This window comes from Brevibacillus laterosporus (genome assembly GCA_007833815.1).
Lineage (GTDB): Bacteria > Bacillota > Bacilli > Brevibacillales > Brevibacillaceae > Brevibacillus_B > Brevibacillus_B laterosporus_D.
The window spans coordinates 3,835,097-3,853,206 of record CP033464.1 but is presented as its reverse complement, the minus strand read 5'-3'; the positions used below and the strand labels follow the sequence as shown (position 1 = coordinate 3,853,206).

At 37.0% G+C, this 18,110-nt stretch carries 14 protein-coding genes and 4 pseudogenes; 15 read left to right on the top strand and 3 right to left on the bottom strand.

Annotated elements, in window-relative coordinates:
* Window positions 1-159: 159 nt before the first annotated feature.
* Window positions 160-1,001, bottom strand: a pseudogene (locus tag EEL30_19125) (MFS transporter).
* A gap of 208 nt (window positions 1,002-1,209) precedes the next feature.
* Here EEL30_19125 and EEL30_19120 point away from each other — a divergent pair.
* The 11 genes and pseudogenes from EEL30_19120 (at window position 1,210) to EEL30_19070 (ending at window position 11,371) form a co-directional block, all read left to right on the top strand.
* A complete protein-coding gene (locus EEL30_19120; GenBank protein QDX94208.1) occupies window positions 1,210-1,548 on the top strand; it encodes a hypothetical protein in 339 nt (112 codons plus the stop codon).
* On the top strand, window positions 1,530-1,760 hold the full coding sequence (locus tag EEL30_19115) for a hypothetical protein (protein ID QDX94207.1): 231 nt from the start codon (window positions 1,530-1,532) through the stop codon (window positions 1,758-1,760). Before EEL30_19120 ends, EEL30_19115 begins: the two co-directional genes overlap by 19 nt.
* Window positions 1,761-2,342: 582 nt before the next feature.
* Window positions 2,343-4,304: an ABC transporter ATP-binding protein/permease gene (locus EEL30_19110; GenBank protein QDX94206.1), complete on the top strand. Its 1,962-nt coding sequence runs from the start codon at window positions 2,343-2,345 to the stop codon at window positions 4,302-4,304.
* Between the two features lie 142 nt (window positions 4,305-4,446).
* On the top strand, window positions 4,447-5,070 hold the full coding sequence (locus EEL30_19105) for a TetR/AcrR family transcriptional regulator (protein QDX94205.1): 624 nt from the start codon (window positions 4,447-4,449) through the stop codon (window positions 5,068-5,070).
* A 35-nt stretch (window positions 5,071-5,105) separates the two neighbouring features.
* Window positions 5,106-5,303 (top strand): annotated as a pseudogene (locus EEL30_19100) (GTP pyrophosphokinase family protein).
* Between the two features lie 42 nt (window positions 5,304-5,345).
* Window positions 5,346-5,843 (top strand): annotated as a pseudogene (locus EEL30_19095) (MFS transporter).
* A complete protein-coding gene (locus EEL30_19090) occupies window positions 5,738-6,349 on the top strand; it encodes a MarR family transcriptional regulator (GenBank protein ID QDX94204.1) in 612 nt (203 codons plus the stop codon). Before EEL30_19095 ends, EEL30_19090 begins: the two are co-directional and overlap by 106 nt.
* Complete coding sequence (locus tag EEL30_19085) at window positions 6,201-8,432, top strand: ABC transporter ATP-binding protein (GenBank protein QDX94203.1); 2,232 nt, start codon at window positions 6,201-6,203, stop codon at window positions 8,430-8,432. Before EEL30_19090 ends, EEL30_19085 begins: the two co-directional genes overlap by 149 nt.
* A gap of 44 nt (window positions 8,433-8,476) precedes the next feature.
* On the top strand, window positions 8,477-10,327 hold the full coding sequence (locus EEL30_19080) for an ABC transporter ATP-binding protein (GenBank protein QDX95824.1): 1,851 nt from the start codon (window positions 8,477-8,479) through the stop codon (window positions 10,325-10,327).
* A 131-nt stretch (window positions 10,328-10,458) separates the two neighbouring features.
* Window positions 10,459-10,820, top strand: a pseudogene (locus EEL30_19075) (N-acetyltransferase).
* A gap of 179 nt (window positions 10,821-10,999) precedes the next feature.
* Window positions 11,000-11,371, top strand: coding sequence for a hypothetical protein (locus EEL30_19070; protein ID QDX94202.1), 372 nt, complete (start codon window positions 11,000-11,002; stop codon window positions 11,369-11,371).
* Between the two features lie 247 nt (window positions 11,372-11,618).
* Here the strand turns inward: EEL30_19070 and EEL30_19065 are convergent, their stop codons facing one another.
* Entirely contained in the window at window positions 11,619-11,843 is a 225-nt protein-coding gene (locus tag EEL30_19065) for a hypothetical protein (protein QDX94201.1), read from the bottom strand.
* A 91-nt stretch (window positions 11,844-11,934) separates the two neighbouring features.
* Between EEL30_19065 and EEL30_19060 the strand changes: the two genes are divergently transcribed.
* The 4 genes from EEL30_19060 (at window position 11,935) to EEL30_19045 (ending at window position 16,003) form a co-directional block, all read left to right on the top strand.
* Entirely contained in the window at window positions 11,935-12,648 is a 714-nt protein-coding gene (locus tag EEL30_19060) for a hypothetical protein (protein ID QDX94200.1), read from the top strand.
* A 287-nt stretch (window positions 12,649-12,935) separates the two neighbouring features.
* Complete coding sequence (locus tag EEL30_19055) at window positions 12,936-13,559, top strand: TetR/AcrR family transcriptional regulator (GenBank protein QDX94199.1); 624 nt, start codon at window positions 12,936-12,938, stop codon at window positions 13,557-13,559.
* Window positions 13,560-13,594: 35 nt separating this feature from the next.
* Window positions 13,595-14,203: a GTP pyrophosphokinase family protein gene (locus EEL30_19050; protein ID QDX95823.1), complete on the top strand. Its 609-nt coding sequence runs from the start codon at window positions 13,595-13,597 to the stop codon at window positions 14,201-14,203.
* A 210-nt stretch (window positions 14,204-14,413) separates the two neighbouring features.
* On the top strand, window positions 14,414-16,003 hold the full coding sequence (locus EEL30_19045) for a DHA2 family efflux MFS transporter permease subunit (protein QDX95822.1): 1,590 nt from the start codon (window positions 14,414-14,416) through the stop codon (window positions 16,001-16,003).
* A 437-nt stretch (window positions 16,004-16,440) separates the two neighbouring features.
* Here the strand turns inward: EEL30_19045 and EEL30_19040 are convergent, their stop codons facing one another.
* Window positions 16,441-17,892, bottom strand: coding sequence for an IS1182 family transposase (locus tag EEL30_19040; GenBank protein QDX94198.1), 1,452 nt, complete (start codon window positions 17,890-17,892; stop codon window positions 16,441-16,443).
* Window positions 17,893-18,110: the final 218 nt, after the last annotated feature.

Below are 18,110 nucleotides of genomic sequence, written 5' to 3'. Positions count from 1 at the left end.
CGTGAATCGGGGGTTTTTGCTATCAAACCGGCACCCACACCGAGCATTGTTATTAAGTAGCACACTCAGATCGATTATCTGAATGTGCTTTTTTCGTAAATAAACATCTCTTTTATTTCGTAAACAACTATTTTATTAAGGGGGGAATCCGCAACTATATCATTGAGATCGCGAAGTTGTAGTTAAAAATATCATGTATAGTAGAACGATAGCGGCTATTGTCATGTAGGATATTGTTAATCCAAATGCATCTGCTATTGTACTACTAGCTATTGGCCCAATCATCATACCGATTGAATAAGCCGTATTATAAAGAGCGAATGTAATTCCATATGAATTAATACCACTTTTTTGTGAAATATCTGCGAGTTGTGGAAGGCATGGTGCAAGAACCATTCCCATACTGATTCCTAAAAAGGCTAGAGCGCACACCTGCACCCAAAGCATATTCGGAAGAGCAACCAAGGGTAGTGCAATAGCCACCATAATTAGACCTGTAATAATTGCTTTCATGTGTCCAATACGAGTAGACATTGTACCAATAATTGGAGTTGGTAAGCCATAAGCTAGAGTTGGAACAGCAAATAGCAGACCTATAACACCAGGTGTTGCACTTAGAACCTTCTGTAAATGTAGTGGAAGTGTGGGTTCTAACACACTTCAAGACCTTGAAGTGAGCGTGCGATAACGAGTATCCAAAAGCTGTCAGCAAAAGCAAATAAGATTGTTGCAGCTCCCAAGCCTAATAATCCTCATAGCATAGGCCCCTTTCTTCCAATCTTATCTGATAATGCTCCAAAAACAGGAGTTGCGATTAAAAGCGTTATGGCATAACTACTGAACAGGAATCCGATAGCCGTTTGAGAAGCCCCTAGTGATGTGACGTATTTAGGCAAGATTGGCACAATTAATCCATAGATAAGCATATCAGTGAATACTGCTAAAGCAACAACAAATAGGGCTGCCTTTTTCGTTTTCTCTGAAATAAGCGAAATTTCCATTGAGAATCCTCCCTTTCCGTTTACGTATTTATTTTTAATTCTTGTTTCATATCTTCAATAAACTTTAATTGCATCTCACATTGAGCATAAATATTAGTAAAAATCATCATAGGAAAAATAAACATATGGAATTACCAGGGGGAATTACCAATAAACTGTAGAATCCATATTATGAACAAAAATATAACATTGTTAGGAGGATTTAAAAATGTTTAAAGGTAATTCCATTTTCCTTTCAGTCATCTTGTCGTTATCGATCTTGTCTTCTTCTCTAGTATTAGGTCCGGCGTCAATTTCAGCAGCAGATCATGGAGCTATACCAATCAATATTACTAAGCAGCAGCAAGGCATTCTCCCTGTAATATGGGCCATTGCAGCGATTGTAACAGCAGGTGCTACCACTTATACGGTTTATACAGTCCATGAAAGAAATTCTGATATGGCTGAAAGACGTGCTCAAGATTGCAAAGATGCAGGGGGGATTCCAGAAGTAAAAAACACTTTTCCTGGCATTGGATATGATGTCAAATGCAAAATCAGACAATAAAAAGTAAACGAAAAAGAATGATCTATCCCCTGTTGATCATGGTCTTTGTTGCGGTTTGTTTTACTTTTTTGAACTTTCACCATGTTAGAAACTACAAACTTACTGAAATGCAGTCCCAAGATTGTAAAGAAGCTGGAGGCGTTCCAGAAGTATCAAATACCTGGGGCGGATTAGGATTTACATTCACATGCAAAACAAAAGACGCATTATAGTTGGTATTTGTAACAAACAACTTTATGTAAGGGTGTAGCTTATGCTGCATCTTTTTTTATTGGCCAAATTCAGAAAGGATGATCATCATGAAAGTTGTTCTTCAAGACAAAGAAAAATTACGTTGGTATCTAACATCTGTCTGATCTTCCTAGTGGAGACTAAACAAAAACTTTCACTCTTTTTAACCCGACTTCCTAAAAGTGAAGCGAAAAGGAACAGAAACAGGTTGATATTGTAAGATATTATCAAAACAACAATTGAGACTGTTCATAGGAAGGGGTAGAACCGTGAGAGTAGAAACACAAGGTTCCTTAATCATTAAATTGAGGATGTCTGAAATGGATGACGATGAATCGGTAGAAGAAGAAGCTAAACAATTAGTAAGCTCTACTCGAAGGGTATGACGATAGCCATATAATGGATATGACACATCGTCATTTTTTGTTGACATATAAACACGTTGTCATTTATTATTGGTTTATGCTCAGTTATGACACGTTGTCACTTTTAAGCTAGATTGGAGTAATATAGTATTATCAAACATCTTTGTTTTGAAATATAAATATTCAAGGAGGTTCATAATGAATTTGTTAGAAGTAAAAAATATAAACAAGTCATATACCATTTATAAAAAAGAAAAAACAAAAATACTTCATGATGTAAATCTAAGTTTTAATAAAGGAGAGTTCGTATCTATACTTGGTGAATCAGGATGTGGAAAATCAACTTTAATGAATATTATTGGTGGGATGGACTCTGATTTTGGAGGAGAAGTCCTGGTAGAAGGAACGAACTTAAAAAACATGAAGGAACATGAACTTGATGATTATAGAAAAAGTAAAATCGGTTTTGTATTCCAAAGTTTTAATTTAATCCCCCACCTTAGCGTATTAGAAAACGTAACGATTGTCATGCAAATGGCAAGTAAGAGTGAAAAAGAACGAAATGAAAGAGCAAAAGACCTTTTAACTGAAGTCGGCTTAAAAGAACACATGATGAAAAAGCCAAATCAACTTTCTGGTGGACAAAAACAGCGTGTAGCAATTGCTCGTGCATTAGCTAACGAACCAGAAATCCTTTTAGCTGACGAACCAACGGGAGCTTTGGATAAAGAAACGAGTCAACAAATACTTGAATTACTAGATAACATTGCAAAAAAGGGAAAACTAGTAATCACAGTAACTCACTCTCAAAAGGTTGCCGATTCTGGTAGTAGAATTGTGAAAATTGATGATGGGAAAGTTATCGAAGACATAAATCTGAAGGATAGTTACCAAGCTAAAGAAACGTCTCCACAAGTAAAATCTAAAAGCCTTAGCTTGGCTTCTTCGTTTAAACTTGCGTTGAAAAATATGAAGTTGAATGCAAAAAGAAATATCTTAGTCGCTTTAGGTGGTTCCATTGGTATATTAAGTGTTATTTTGATGTTGTCATTAGGTAGCGGTGTAACAAACTATATCAATGAAGAAATCAACTCCAGTATGAACCCCTTAATGGTTGAAATCACCAAAAAAGGGGAAGAAAATAATGATACAGGTAATTCCATGCCTATGTTAGGTGCAAAAGAACCTTTTAACGAAGAAGATATTGAACAAATTAAAAATATTGAACACGTTAATAGGGTTGAGAAAGTAACATCTTTTAACATGAAAAGTAGTGCAGGATTAGGGGACAAGCGTTCAGATATCATGCAATTCTCAACCATGACTGATTCAATTAAAAAGGAAAATGTAGAAAAAGGTCATCTTCCAGGTGAAAATGAGGTTCTCTTAACACCATCTTTAGCGAAAGCATTAAGCAGCAATGAAAACTACAAGTCGTTAATTGGTAAAGAAATAAGTGTCTATGTTACCGAAATTGGAATAGACAACAAACCTGTTACCATCGAAAATAAATTAAAAGTGTCTGGTATTTATAAGGCTGAAAGTATGGGACCACAAGGAACAACGATGGCATATGTAAAATATGAAACATTAGAAAATGCATATGCAAAGCAGGGATTAACTTTAAGCCCTACTCAAATTAACGCATTTGCAGATAAACAAGAACAGGTAGATGCGATTAAAACAAAATTAGAGAATGATGGATTTGAAAGTTCGCAAATGGCTGAAATGCTTAAAAAGGTTACTTCCTATTTAGATATGGCTACTGTCCTACTGGCAGGAATTGCGGGAATTTCTCTAATTGTTTCGGGTATTATGATTTTAGTTGTTTTATATATCAGCGTAGTTGAAAGAACAAAAGAAATTGGAATATTACGTGCTGTTGGGGCAAGAAAGAAAGACATAAAACGAATTTTCTTCTCAGAATCGGCTTTGCTTGGATTATTTAGTGGGTTAATAGCTGTGATTGTTGCCACAGTTATTAGTGTAATAGGAAATAGCATTTTATCAAATAGCTTCGGTGCAGAACTCATCAATCTAACGGGACAAAATGTGTTCTTTGGTATAGCGGTCAGTATGATTGTAAGTATAATTGCAGGAATTATGCCATCATCCAAAGCTGCAAAATTGGACCCGATGGAATCGCTAAGATTTGAATAAAATTTTGACTTAATCTAAGGTTCTAATATAAACGACAGCGACACATTGTCACATTTTTTGTTGACATATGACACGTTGTCGTTTATGATTGAATATATTTGACTGTGACACATCGTCATTTTACTTGATTGGAGGATAAAAAATGCCTAAACAAACCTTTTTTAATTTACCAAATAATAAAAAAGAAACCTTAATAAATGCTGCTATGAAAGAATTTTCAAGAGCTCCATTATTCGAAGCATCGATTTCCAATATTATTAAGGACGCTGGAATACCTAGGGGAAGCTTTTATCAATACTTTGAGGATAAAGAAGATGTTTTCTTCTTTTTATTAAATGAGAACTCCAAAAGGGACAATGAGAAGTTTATTTCGATATTAAAAGAAAAGGATGGCGATTTATTTGACTCATTTATCGGATTCTTCCATTATATGTTAATGAACTTTCAGAACTTAGAAAATCGCAACTTTTTTAGAAATGCCTTTTTGAATATGAATTATAAAGTAGAAAATACATTGACCCGAAATGTGAACGAGGTTAATTATAAAAATCGATTATCAGAAATCATGGTTTTAATAAGTACAGAAAAACTAAACATAACTGATGAACGAGAAATATTCCATGTTTTGAAGATTATCATGGCTGTGACGTTCCAAAATCTCATTCATAATTTCGCAAGGGACCTCCCATTGGATGAGTCGGTAAAAAACTATACTTTAGACCTTTCTTTACTTAAAAAAGGTCTTTATAAAGAGGAGTATAAATGAAAGATTTAGAAGTCAAAGAAATGAGGAAGTTCCAAATGGAAGATGTGCAAAGATGGAGTCACTTCTTATTACCCTATAAATTCGCATTAGATGAACTGAAAACGAAAATTAATATTATGGCTGAAGAAGCAAAATATTTAAATGATTACAATCCAATTGAACATATTAAAACGAGAATTAAAAGTCCGGAAAGTATAATGGCGAAACTAGAAAGAAAAAATATCGTCCCGTCATGTTAAGTTCAAGTAGCTCTTGCTACTCTTCTCTCCGGATATGTGGCTTCGAACTATTCTCTACGCCCTGAGCCTTTTTATCTCGGAATTGCTTTTAGTATCATAGGCATTCTTCTCTCTTTCTTTACGAAAGATACATCGCAGCATATAAAGATACAGGCTCAACAACAGAAGTAGTCTGATGCCGATGAAAGAATATCGACACAGGAAGTATTCCGTCAAACAACATGGAAGAATAAAACATTATCCAGCTGTAGTTTTGCTGGACTTTCCACAAATCTAAAAGATGGTATGGCTTGGGGGCTATTTCCGGTTTTCTTTCTGGCTTCCGGCCTTTCATTCAGTCAGATTGGCATCATTGTAGCCCTTTATCCGACAGCATGGGGATTCTTCCAGCTATTTACCGGGGCATTAAGTGATCGAATTGGCCGAAAGTGGCTCATTGCTTTTGGAATGTGGACGCAAGCAGGAGCGATCTGGTTGATTGTATTCACCCATACGTACACATTCTGGCTGGTAGGTGCGATCCTATTAGGGTGATTACAGAGAATACCTCCTGCCCGGATAAAAAGGTTTATGTATCTGATATTCAAAGCAATCTCTACATTACAAAACCTGCCGTTTCACAAATGCTTAATACACTTGAAAAAAAGGGTTATGTCATCCGTGAGATTGACAAGAGTGATCGGCGAAAAATTGCAGTTGCGCTAACCTCTGAAGGACAGGGGGTTCTAAGAAGGACGGAAGAATACTCCAATAAAATGCCAAAAAACCATTTCTCGTTTTGGGGAAGAAAATACGTAGCAACTCATAGAACTTCTAACGCTTTTGTCGGATATATCCGAAGAGCTGAAGCGCGAGTCCTAACAGTAAGATTAAGAAAAGGAGACGATCTACTTGATAAAGCTTGCAAAGTATTTAAAGCCATTTATTTTCGGATTGATTTCGGCTATTGTTCTTTTATTCGGACAAGCTATAAGCGAATTAAGTCTGCCGAACTATATGTCGGACATTGTAAATGTCGGTATTCAGCAAAACGGTATTGAAAACTCTGCTCCCGATGCGATCAGCCAGGACGGAATAAATCTAATGACCACCTTTATGACTGCCAGCGAAAAGCAGCTTGTTGATGAAAATTATGAGCTTGTATCCGTCACAGACAAGAATGCAGATGGAAAGACATATAACAGTCTTTACCCCGAGGCCGTTGCGCAGATTTTTGTGAAAAAGAATGTAGACAAGGCCGTTAATGCAGGACTTGATCGTGCCTTCGAAGCAGCAACGGGGACACTGATGAATGTCATGCAAGATATGGCAGAACAACCTAGTGATGTTAATGACGGCACTGAATCAACCGTTTCAAATGGTATCGACCTCACACAGCTTTATCAGGCACAACCGATGCTTGAGACGTTACCGGAATCTGCCGTTGCTGCTGCACACGAAAAAGCAGTCAATAACGAGGCCTCACTAAAGCAAAGCGGTATTATGTTCGCTAAGGCTTTTTACGATGAGTTAGGTATGGACATAAGCGGTATGCAGACCGCCTATATTCTTAGAATAGGTCTATTGATGCTTGCGATAGCCTTATTGGGTGGATTGGCCACGGTTTTGGTTAGCTTATTGTCTTCAAGAATTGCGGCTGGAGTCGCCCGGAATTTGCGTAAAGATGTGTTTGACAAAATTGAGAGCTTTTCAAATGTCGAATTTGATAAGTTCTCGGTAGCTTCCCTCATTACACGATGCACCAACGACATTACTCAAATACAACAGCTGCTCATGATGGGAATCAGAATGATCTGCTATGCACCGATCATGGGAATCGGCGGTGTCATTATGGCAGTAAACAAATCAATCTCCATGAGTTGGATTATCGCGGTTGCGTGCATCGTTCTTGTAGGCATGATTTTGGTTATTATGGCCATCGCCATGCCCAAATTTAAAATCATTCAAAACATGGTTGACAAACTGAATTTGGTTTCTAGAGAAAATTTAAGTGGCATGACGGTTATCCGTGCATTCGGTACAAAGAGGCATGAGAAGAAACGCTTTGAAAAGGCAAATGGGGATTTGACAGAAACAAATCTGTTTGTAAACCGCGTTATGGTGTCGCTGATGCCTATTATGATGCTCGTTATGAACGGCGTAACTCTGATCATTGTTTGGGTCGGCGCCCATCACATTGCAAGTTCTACCATGCAGGTTGGCGATATGATGGCATTTATGCAATATGCCATCCAAATCATTACGGCTTTCTTGATGCTTTCTATGACGTTTATTCTTGTCCCTCGGGCAGCGGTGTCGGCTGGTCGCATCGCCGAAGTGTTAGAAACGAAGAATTCCATTGATGAACCGCAGAACCCTAAACGTTTTAATGCTACTCAAAAAGGTCTTGTAGAGTTTAAGCATGTTCATTTTCGATATCATGGCGCGGAAGAAGACGCTCTAAGCGATGTTACATTTACTGCAAAACCGGGTGAAACAACTGCCATTATCGGCTCCACTGGTTCTGGAAAAACAACGATTGCGAGCTTGGCGCTTCGGTTTTATGATGTGAGCAAAGGTCAGATTACGGTCGATGGCGTGGATGTGCGAGAGGCAAATCTGAAGGATTTGCGTTCCAAATTCGGTTATGTACCGCAAAGAGGGGTGTTGCTCTCCGGGACTATTGCATCTAACATTCATTATGGCAAGAAAGACGCGACGGATACTGATGTGGAAACTGCGGCGAAAGTAGCGCAAGCACTGGAGTTTATATCTGAAAAACCGGAGGGTTTGGATTCGGAGATCGCTCAAGGCGGCACGAATGTTTCCGGTGGGCAAAAGCAGAGATTATCCATTGCGCGAGCATTGGCAAAGGAACCGGAAATCTTTATCTTTGACGACAGCTTCTCCGCTTTAGATCTCAAAACAGACGCAGCCTTGCGCAAAGCTCTGAAAGAACACACAGGCGACAGTACGGTCATCGTAGTGGCGCAAAGGGTAAGCACGATTATGAGCGCGGAACAAATTATCGTCCTGGATGAAGGCAAAATCGTTGGATGTGGAACACATAAGGAACTTTTGAAAAACTGCCCACCATATTATGAGATTGCCTCGTCGCAACTATCAGGGGAGGAATTAGCGTGAGTCAGCAAAATAATAAAACGAAAAGCAGTGAGCAAAAAGGCCCCATGGGTAGCGGCATGATGCCCGGTGTCATGATGGCAGGTGCAAAAGCCAAAGACTTTAAAGGTTCGATATCGAAACTCATTGGATATTTGGGAAAGCATACACGGATGATTATTTTTGTATGTATTCTGGCCATTATCTCCACAGTGTTTACCATTCTGGGGCCAAAGATTTTGGGACAAGCCACCGATGAACTTTTTACCGGCATTATGAGGCAAATTGCAGGTACTGGTGGCATAAACTTTGGGAAAATTGGCGAGATTATTTTATGGTTGGCTGGATTATATGGTGTCAGTGCGCTTTTCTCTTATTTGCAAGGCTTTGTGATGTCGGGTGTAACTGCAAAGGTGACTTTTAAGCTGAGAAATGATATAAGCGAAAAAATGCACAAACTGCCCTTGGGATACTATGACAAGGTATCACATGGAGATGTGCTCAGCAGAATCACCAACGATGTGGACACGATCAGCCAAACCTTAAACCAAAGTATAACACAAATTATCACTTCGGTGGCCTCGCTCATAGGTATAGCCATCATGATGTTTTCCATCAGTTGGCAGCTTACTCTGGCTGCATTGTGCATTCTTCCTCTTTCCATGATTGTAGTCATTATAGTTATGAAAAAATCACAAAGGCATTTTAAAGACCAACAGAAGTTTCTTGGAAGCGTCAACGGACATGTAGAGGAAATGTTCGGCAGCCATGTAGTGGTAAAGGCCTTCGGCGGTGAAGAGGATTCGTCAAGAATCTTTGGGCAATATAACGAATCTCTTTATAAATCCGCATGGAAAGCAAACTTCCTATCGGGACTTATGATGCCTATAACCGCCTTTATTGGCAATCTCTCATATGTAGCCATCTGTATATTAGGCGGTTACTTTGCCGCTAACGGAACGATGACTATTGGCGGAATACAAGCCTTTATTCAATATGTACGTTCGTTTACGCAGCCTATTTCTCAAATTGCCAGTATCTCCAATGTTCTTCAGCAAACGGCTGCTGCCGCGGAGCGTGTATTTGAGTTTTTGGACGAACCAGAAGAAGTGAAGGAAGAGCCAAATGCTCTGTCCGTGAATCATAATGGTGCAGCGTCCAATACCGATACGCTGGTGAATGTAGAGGGTCATGTTGACTTTAATCAGGTTTCGTTTGGTTATAATCCAGATAAGAATATTATTAATTCTTTCAGCGCCAAAGTTAAGCCAGGGCAGAAGATCGCTATTGTCGGCCCAACCGGCGCAGGGAAGTCGACAATTGTGAAGCTGTTAATGCGTTTTTATGATGTCAACAACGGTGCGATCACAATTGACGGGCACGACATTCGAAAGTTCAAACGCGATGAACTTCGCTCATTATTTGGAATGGTTTTGCAGGACACATGGTTATTTAACGGCACGATTGCCGACAATATCCGCTATGGTAAGCTAGACGCTTCCGAAGAGGATGTGAAAAATGCGGCTGTAGCCGCACAGGTTGACCATTTTGTCCGAACATTGCCTGACGGATATAACATGATACTTAATGAAGAGGCTGATAATATATCACAAGGTCAAAAGCAACTGCTGACTATAGCCAGAGCCATTTTGGCAGACCCCAAAATATTAATTCTTGATGAAGCAACCAGCAGCGTGGATACACGTACCGAGATTTTGATCCAAAAAGCAATGGATAATCTGATGAAAGGGCGAACGAGCTTTGTGATTGCACATCGATTATCCACTATTCGAAACGCCGATTTGATATTAGTTATGCGTAATGGCGATATTGTTGAGCAGGGCACACATGATGAGCTTGTTAGCAAGAATGGTGTCTATACCACTCTTTACAACAGCCAATTTGAATCAGCAGTCTGACATCAAAATGAAATATGAGATGGCATTGGTAAAAAACATCTGTGACTAAGCGTTGTCTCTGGAAACGAGCGATCACTCAGGAAGGCACTCTTGCCTTGTCTTGAGGATCGCTTGTTTTGTTGTAATTGATCATGGCGGAAAGCGATAAAGCGGTCGTAAAGAGTGCATTTGCTACTATGGAATTCAGCCATAAAAAAGAACATGAATTGGTGTCTCGAATCAGAAAATCCGAGATAGTCATCCCAGAACTATCTTTAGTTGCAATTAATAAGGAAGATAATTACGAAATCGTTGGTCATATTCTTTTATCGAAAATAAAAATTAGTAACGATCACTTGCTCTTGCGCCTGTTTCTGCCTTACCAGAGTATCAAAATAAAGGCGTAGGAAAACAATTTATTTGCGAAGCATTAAAAAGAGCAACAGAACTTGGTTACAATTCTGTTGTTGTATTGGGGCATCCAGAATATTATCCGAAATGCGGCTTTCTTTAGTTTAGTGTTGACAGTCCATACTATAAAATTGAATATAGATATCTAGTTTTTAAAGAAATAAAAAGAATGGGTAACCTTACATTGAATACTGTAAAGTCACCCATTCTGATACAAATGTGCTAGTTGATTACATCAATTTCCTTGAAAATCATCCAGAAGAGATATTATCTGGTTTAACAGTGATTGTGAAGTCAGCTAGCACACATGTTTTTTCGATAGACAGCTTTATAGAGAAGTTTTCTGAAGAGATACGAACCTTTCATAACTCTCATGATCCAATTGATAAAGACCATCATCTTCGGTTCCGATTTTATTTGGCTACCTATTATTTTCAAAATGAGCGTTATGAAGAGGGGATAAAGAATACCCTGAGATGTTTGGCTTTAACCTTAATTCTGAATAATCAAACTTTTTTCATGCAATGCGTAGCATTGTTTGAAGCACAGAGGCATCACGCAACAGAGCCACAAAAATTAGAGTATAGAAAGATTATGCAGGAGATAAGAATGTTTGAGAGGGTGGACGTGACAGAGGTAAAAGAGACTCACTAGCATCATGTAGTAGACTTCTAAAGGTTAGATAGGGAGCGACAATAGTCGCTCTTATTATTTTGTAATTATTACCAAATTTCTCAGTCTTATTTATTCTGAATAGTGGTTTATAGTAATAATTGGAAGGGATGTGGGTGAAAAGAAAGGTGGCGATATCAAAAAAGTATTCGATCCTTAGCAAGCATGTACGGCTTCAGGCAAACTGGGGTCCTCAAATACAATATTAATTATATTTGAGGGTAGTCTTTTATTGTTTTCTAAATTTACAGTACAGGAAGTAAATGACCCCAATGATTAAAGCAAACCAGATTGAATACCTTAAAATTTTGAAGATGTATTCATCTAATGTCAAAACAGTAATTGTATATGTACCCTTTACTTCTACAGATTCTTGCCTACTTAAAAATAAAATATTTAGGCATAAACCAGCTAAAAATCCATACCAAAGTGTCTCAACAATTTTGTTTTTCACTCATAATTCCCACCTTTTCTAATGTTTAACCCATAAACAATTTCCCTCATTTACATCTTATTATAACAAAAAAATACTCAGGAGGAAAAAAATGAAAAAACTAATTTCTCGTACATTTCTCTCATTTTGCACCTTATTTCTTGCAGTATTAACATCTGTATCGGCACAAGGAACAAATACAACCTTAGAGAATGATTTTTCTGATCAATTCACCAAAGTCTGCGAATACGAAAAACTAGGTGACGTAAGCTATAAAAAAGGCAATGATGGAGAACAATACAAGGTTATTAAGATTACAGACACAGAAGGATTTGCTAAGCTACAAGGAATAGAATTAGACTCCAAGGATGAAATTACAGTTGTTATACCAGAAGAAGATAATAAGCTTGAATCTCCTAAAATCAATGCGGATAACGGAGCTTATCTAGTCGGAGATTTATATCTTGATGATGTTAATACTACCAGAGCTTGCGCTATGGAGATGGCAGGAAATAGTTTTTATGGTCCTCCAGGGGGAAAAATGTCTTTTACAGATTCTTGGGCTGTAACACTCAAATCTTCTTATAAAATTGATGCTAAATTGGTAAAAGCTGAATTGGATATTACTGTTGGGAAGACCGAATCGAAAACTGACGAACAAAATATCTCTGTACCTTATGGTAAACGAGGCGAAATTCAAGCGTATCGTATGGATAAAATTCATAATTTTAAAATAATGCAGAAAGGTATTTTTAGTGATAGCGAAAAAGGTTCAGGTTATGTTAGTGAACCGCTTGGTTTTTGTTTTGTCACAAGGGTTTATTAAGAATTTAACATCAATGTCGCATAGCTGAGTACCAATTATTTCATATGTATAAACCTTAACGTCCGAATACAAAAAATTCGGACGTTTTGCTTGCTAATGAACCTGTTCATAGAAATTAAATTAAAAATAATATGGAGTTCCTATCGTGCCTCTCGAAGGGTATGACGATAGCCATATAATGGATATGACACACCGTCATTTTTTGTTGACATATGACACGTTGTCGTTTATGATTGAATATATTTGACTGTGACACATCGTCACTTCACTTGATTGGAGGATAAAGAATGCCTAAACAAACCTTTTTTAATTTACCAAATAATAAAAAAGAAACCTTAATAAATGCTGCTATGAAAGAATTTTCAAGAGTTCCATTATTCGAAGCATCGATTTCCAATATTATTAAGGACGCCGGAATACCTAGGGGAAGCTTTTATCAATACTTTGAGGATAAAGAAGATGTTTTCTTCTTTTTATTAAATGAGAACTCCAAAAGGGACAATGAGAAGTTTATTTCGATATTAAAAGAAAAGGATGGCGATTTATTTGACTCATTTATCGGATTTTACCATTATATGTTAATTGGCTTTCAGAACCTAGAAAATCGCAACTTTTTTAGAAATGCCTTTTTGAATATGAATTATAAAGTTGAAAATACATTGACCCGAAATGTGAACGAGGTTAATTATAAAAATCGATTATCAGAAATCATGGTTTTAATAAGTACAGAAAAACTAAACATAACTGATGAACGAGAAATATTCCATGTCCTGAAGATTATCATGGCTGTGACGTTTCAAAATCTCATTCAAAATTTCGCAAAGGACCTCCCCTTGGATGAGTCGGTAAAAAACTATACTTTAGACCTTTCCTTACTTAAAAAAGGTTTTTATAAAGAGGTGTATAAATGAAAGATTTAGAAGTCAAAGAAATGAGGAAGTTCCAAATGGAAGATGTGCAAAGATGGAGTCACTTCTTATTACCCTATAAATTCGCATTAGATGAACTGAAAACGAAAATTAATATTATGGCTGAAGAAGCAAAATATTTAAATGATTACAATCCAATTGAACATATTAAAACGAGAATTAAAAGTCCGGAAAGTATAATGGCGAAACTAGAAAGAAAAAATATCGTCCCGTCATTGTTAAGTTCAAAAAGTCATTTATTTGATATTGCTGGAATGAGAATAGTTTGTTCCTTTGTCAATGATATCTATGACATCTACGACCAGCTAATAAATCGAAAAGATATAAAAATCATGGAAGTAAAGGATTACATTAAGTGTCCGAAACCAAATGGGTATCAAAGTTTACATTTAATAGTCCAAATTCCTGTTACATTATCTCACGGAATTGAAAATGTTTATGCCGAAATTCAGCTTCGAACGTTAGCCATGGATTTTTGGGCTAGTTTGGAACATAAAATTTATTACAAATATGATAAAAGAATCCCTAACTATCTAGAGAAAGACCTATTAGAAGCATCGCAAACTGCTAAATTAATGGATGAAAAAATGATGAGTATTCACGATGAAGTCAAAAATTTACATTAACCAACAATGTTTTAATATCTTTTTTATACTAGGAGGATTTATATGGAAATAAAAGAGTTGAAAAATGGAAAATAAATATCAACTAACCCCTTCAATAAGGGGTGTAACTCCTACTGAATAAGTTGTTAAAAAACTTAAGTAACAAGGTATATTGATGCACAATAATGCAAAGGATTACATGAGAAGGAGTGAAATCATATGGATGGGTCCATGGAGCTAACTAAAGAAAATGAAAGTACAAAACATCGCGGACTTTTAATTGTTGGTCTTTTAGTTGCTATGTTTTTCGCTTCACTTGATAATACAATTGTTGGTACTGCCATGCCACGAATTGTTGGTGAACTTGGGGGATTAGGTGTCATGACCTGGCTTACAATAGCCTACATGCTTGCGTCCACTACTGTTGTTCCTATCGCAGGGAAGTTAGCGGATTTGGTAGGACGAAAATCCGTGTATGTTACAGGGATTGTTATATTCTTGGTAGGTTCTGCTCTTTGTGGAATGGCACAATCAATGACCCAATTAATCATCTTCCGTGGAATTCAAGGGTTAGGCGGAGGCGTAATGATGCCGATGGCAATGATTATTATCGGTGATATTTTTACAGGTTCCCAAAGAGCAAAATGGCAAGGAGTTTTCGGGGCTGTTTTTGGATTGTCTTCTATCATTGGTCCTCAAGTTGGAGGATGGATTGTCGATGCATCCAATTGGCGATGGGTGTTTTATATTAATATGCCTGTTGGTATTCTTGCAGTCATTTTAATTAGTTTGGGACTTAAAAATAAAAAATTAGAAGGACCAGTTAAAATAGACATTGCTGGAATTTTTACCATGATTGTTGGCGTTGTCAGTTTGCTTCTTGCCTTGACATTTGGAGGAAAGGATTATCCTTGGGGTTCATGGCAGATTGTCTCTCTTTTTGTCATTTCTGCGGTGTTTCTCATTAGCTTTGTTATCGTTGAATCTAAAACAAGCGAACCGATTTTACCTATGTATTTATTTAAAAATAAGACTTTTTCCATTTTAAATGGTATTGGATTCCTAATGTCTGTAGGAATGTTTGGTGCCATTATGTTTGTTCCTCTTTTTATGCAAGGGATAATAGGAATGAGTCCATCACAATCTGGAACGATGATGATTCCCATGATGGTATCAATGATGGTTGCAAGTATTCTTGGAGGTCAGTTAGTTAGAAAGATTGGAGTAAAAACACAAATTATTATTGGTATGATTATAATGGGAGTAGGCTTTTGGTTATTATCAACAATGGGGATTGACACTACAAAATTAGTGGCAATGGGCTTTATGGCAACACTTGGCTTAGGTATGGGCTTAGTAATGCCAATTCTAACCCTTGCGTTACAAGAGAGTTTTCCAAAATCACAATTAGGTGTTGTTACATCATCCAGTCAATTTTTCCGCCAAATCGGTGGGACATTTGGAATGGCAGTTTTGGGAGCAATTATGAATTACCGTTCAACAAATTTACTGACAGACAAATTAGTTCCAACATTAGAAAAGCTTCCACCAGAAGCAGGTGGGTTAGTACAACAATTTGAAGGAATGATTAAAGAGTCACCTCAAGGGGTCTATTCGATGTTGCTTAGTCCAGAAACATTAGAAAAAATTCCTACTGCAATTCAAAATATGATAGTCCCTGTTCTAAAAACAACATTAGTTGATGCATTGCATAGCGTATTTCTTTTCGGCTTCATATTTGTAGTATTGGGAGCCCTTTTATCTTTCTTTATGGGGAAAATTAAGCTATCTGATTCTAAAAAAGAACAAACAGAAGGATGACATTTTCATTTTCGATAAATGTACTGACAATAAATAATTAGAAGAATATCCTCCAACATACAATTACCATGTATCGTTGGGGGATTGTTGTTTCATTCTTTAATTGTCTTTTTTTATTGATAGGGATAGCACCACATGCCCATCAAGCTAAGAATTTTATAGCACCCCCAGAACGAAAATTATAATATTTTTACCCCCAAAATGCTCATTTTATCATTTTGGGGGTAATCCTTTAGCTTGATGGAGATGTGGGACCACCAGAAGAAAATTGATATTTTGCTGCTAAGTTAAAAGCCCTTGCTAAATTGGAGGGCACTGAAAATCTTACGATTTTCCGAAGGAATTATATAGCTTCATCAAAAAAAAGACGGCTCAAATTCATTTCTTGAATGCAAGAGTCGTCTTTTTACCATTTTCATCGGTTTATTATTTTGTTTTTAATCCATTAATTTCAATATTCTTTTTAAGTTTACAGTGAATATAGCCATTGCCCCTTGTAACTCCATGCCAATAAGACCCGAAGATGATGCCACATCATACCCGTGTCTGTGTTTTAGCTCACTGTTTTTCGCTTCAATTTTATATCTTTCCTTTGATTTTTCTTTAAAGTACTCACTCTCTTGGAATTTTGCCTGTTCAGTATGTTCACTGGATTTAATACTCACTGAGTAACTTTTGCTTTTTGCTCCGTCTTTATAACAATCCTCTTTCAATGGACATTGCTTGCATTTCTCAATATCAAAGTAATACGTATCCGTTTGATTTTTCCCTACACCTTTTTTCCCTTGTCGAGCTTTACGGACTGCCATATGTCCTGCTTTACACACATACATCCCGGCATCCTTATTAAATTCAAATTCATCTTCCTTTTTACGATTCCCTTGCGTAACGAGAGGGTTTAATTTAGAAACTAGTTTGATTTCATTCTTTTTACTGTAAATAATATTATCTTTTTCCGAATAAGCTGTATCACCGATAACTGTTTCAATCTCCATGTCAGCTTCTATACTTTTCTCAATCAACGTTTGTAATTGCTTTCCATCACTTTTTTCTCCAGAAGTAATTGTTGCGGCTGTGATTATCCTTTCTTCACTCATTGCCAAGTGTGTTTTGTAGCCAAAAAACGAGGAATCTGCACTTTTATGACCAAGTTTTGCATCAGGATCTTCTGAGATTTGCAACTGTTCGAGGTCATCAGTGACAGTTTCTTTCAGTAGATTTAACTGTTCTTTTACTTTTGGATACTCGGAGATATTGCCTTCTTTTTCGATTACGTCAATGAGCTTTTGACAGTAGTCTATTTCATCCTCTAATACATTGGATGTTGTTTTAGCAGGGAACTTCTGCTTCATATTTTCATCTATTGTGTAGACGGCTTTTCTTAATTTCTTTGATCGATCCGTGAGGATCTCCTTCGGAGATTTTTGATTATAGCGAGCTTTCGTATGAGTAGCATCAACAATAATAGCTTTACTTTTGATAATCCCCTTTTCAATAGCGATTTGAACTGTTTTATTAATAAGCATATCTAGAAGGTTAATGTCTTTTAAACGTAGCTTTCGAAATTTGGTTAAAGAACTCGCTTCTATCACTTTCTCCTCTGGTACCATATGGAGAAAATACTTAAATGACATGTCATATTTCGAACGTTCAACCAAATCTACATCAGACAAATCATAAATAGACTTCAACAATAAATATTTAAACATACGAATAGGATCAATAGCTTTACGACCATTATCTAGGCAGTATTTATCCTTAAGCTCGTCATACACAAAAGAGAAGTCCATAAGTTCGTTGATTTTTCGTAACAAATTATCCTTCGGAACGACTACATCATATATAGCTATAAATGGACTGAAGATCATTGATTGTTGTTTTTGAATCATCGTACCCACCCACATAAATTGATACTTTTATTATACAGAAAAAAGGTACAATCACCTCGAAAAATGAGGGATTATACCTTTTTTTTGTTAAGTGGACTTTTTCAGTGCCCTCCTAAATTGTAGGGGCTTTTTTTTCGCCAAAACCTCCATCTTCTCGTCAAAGGATTCGACCAGACTGATACGGAATTACGGAACGTGGGGGATAACGCATGATGAAA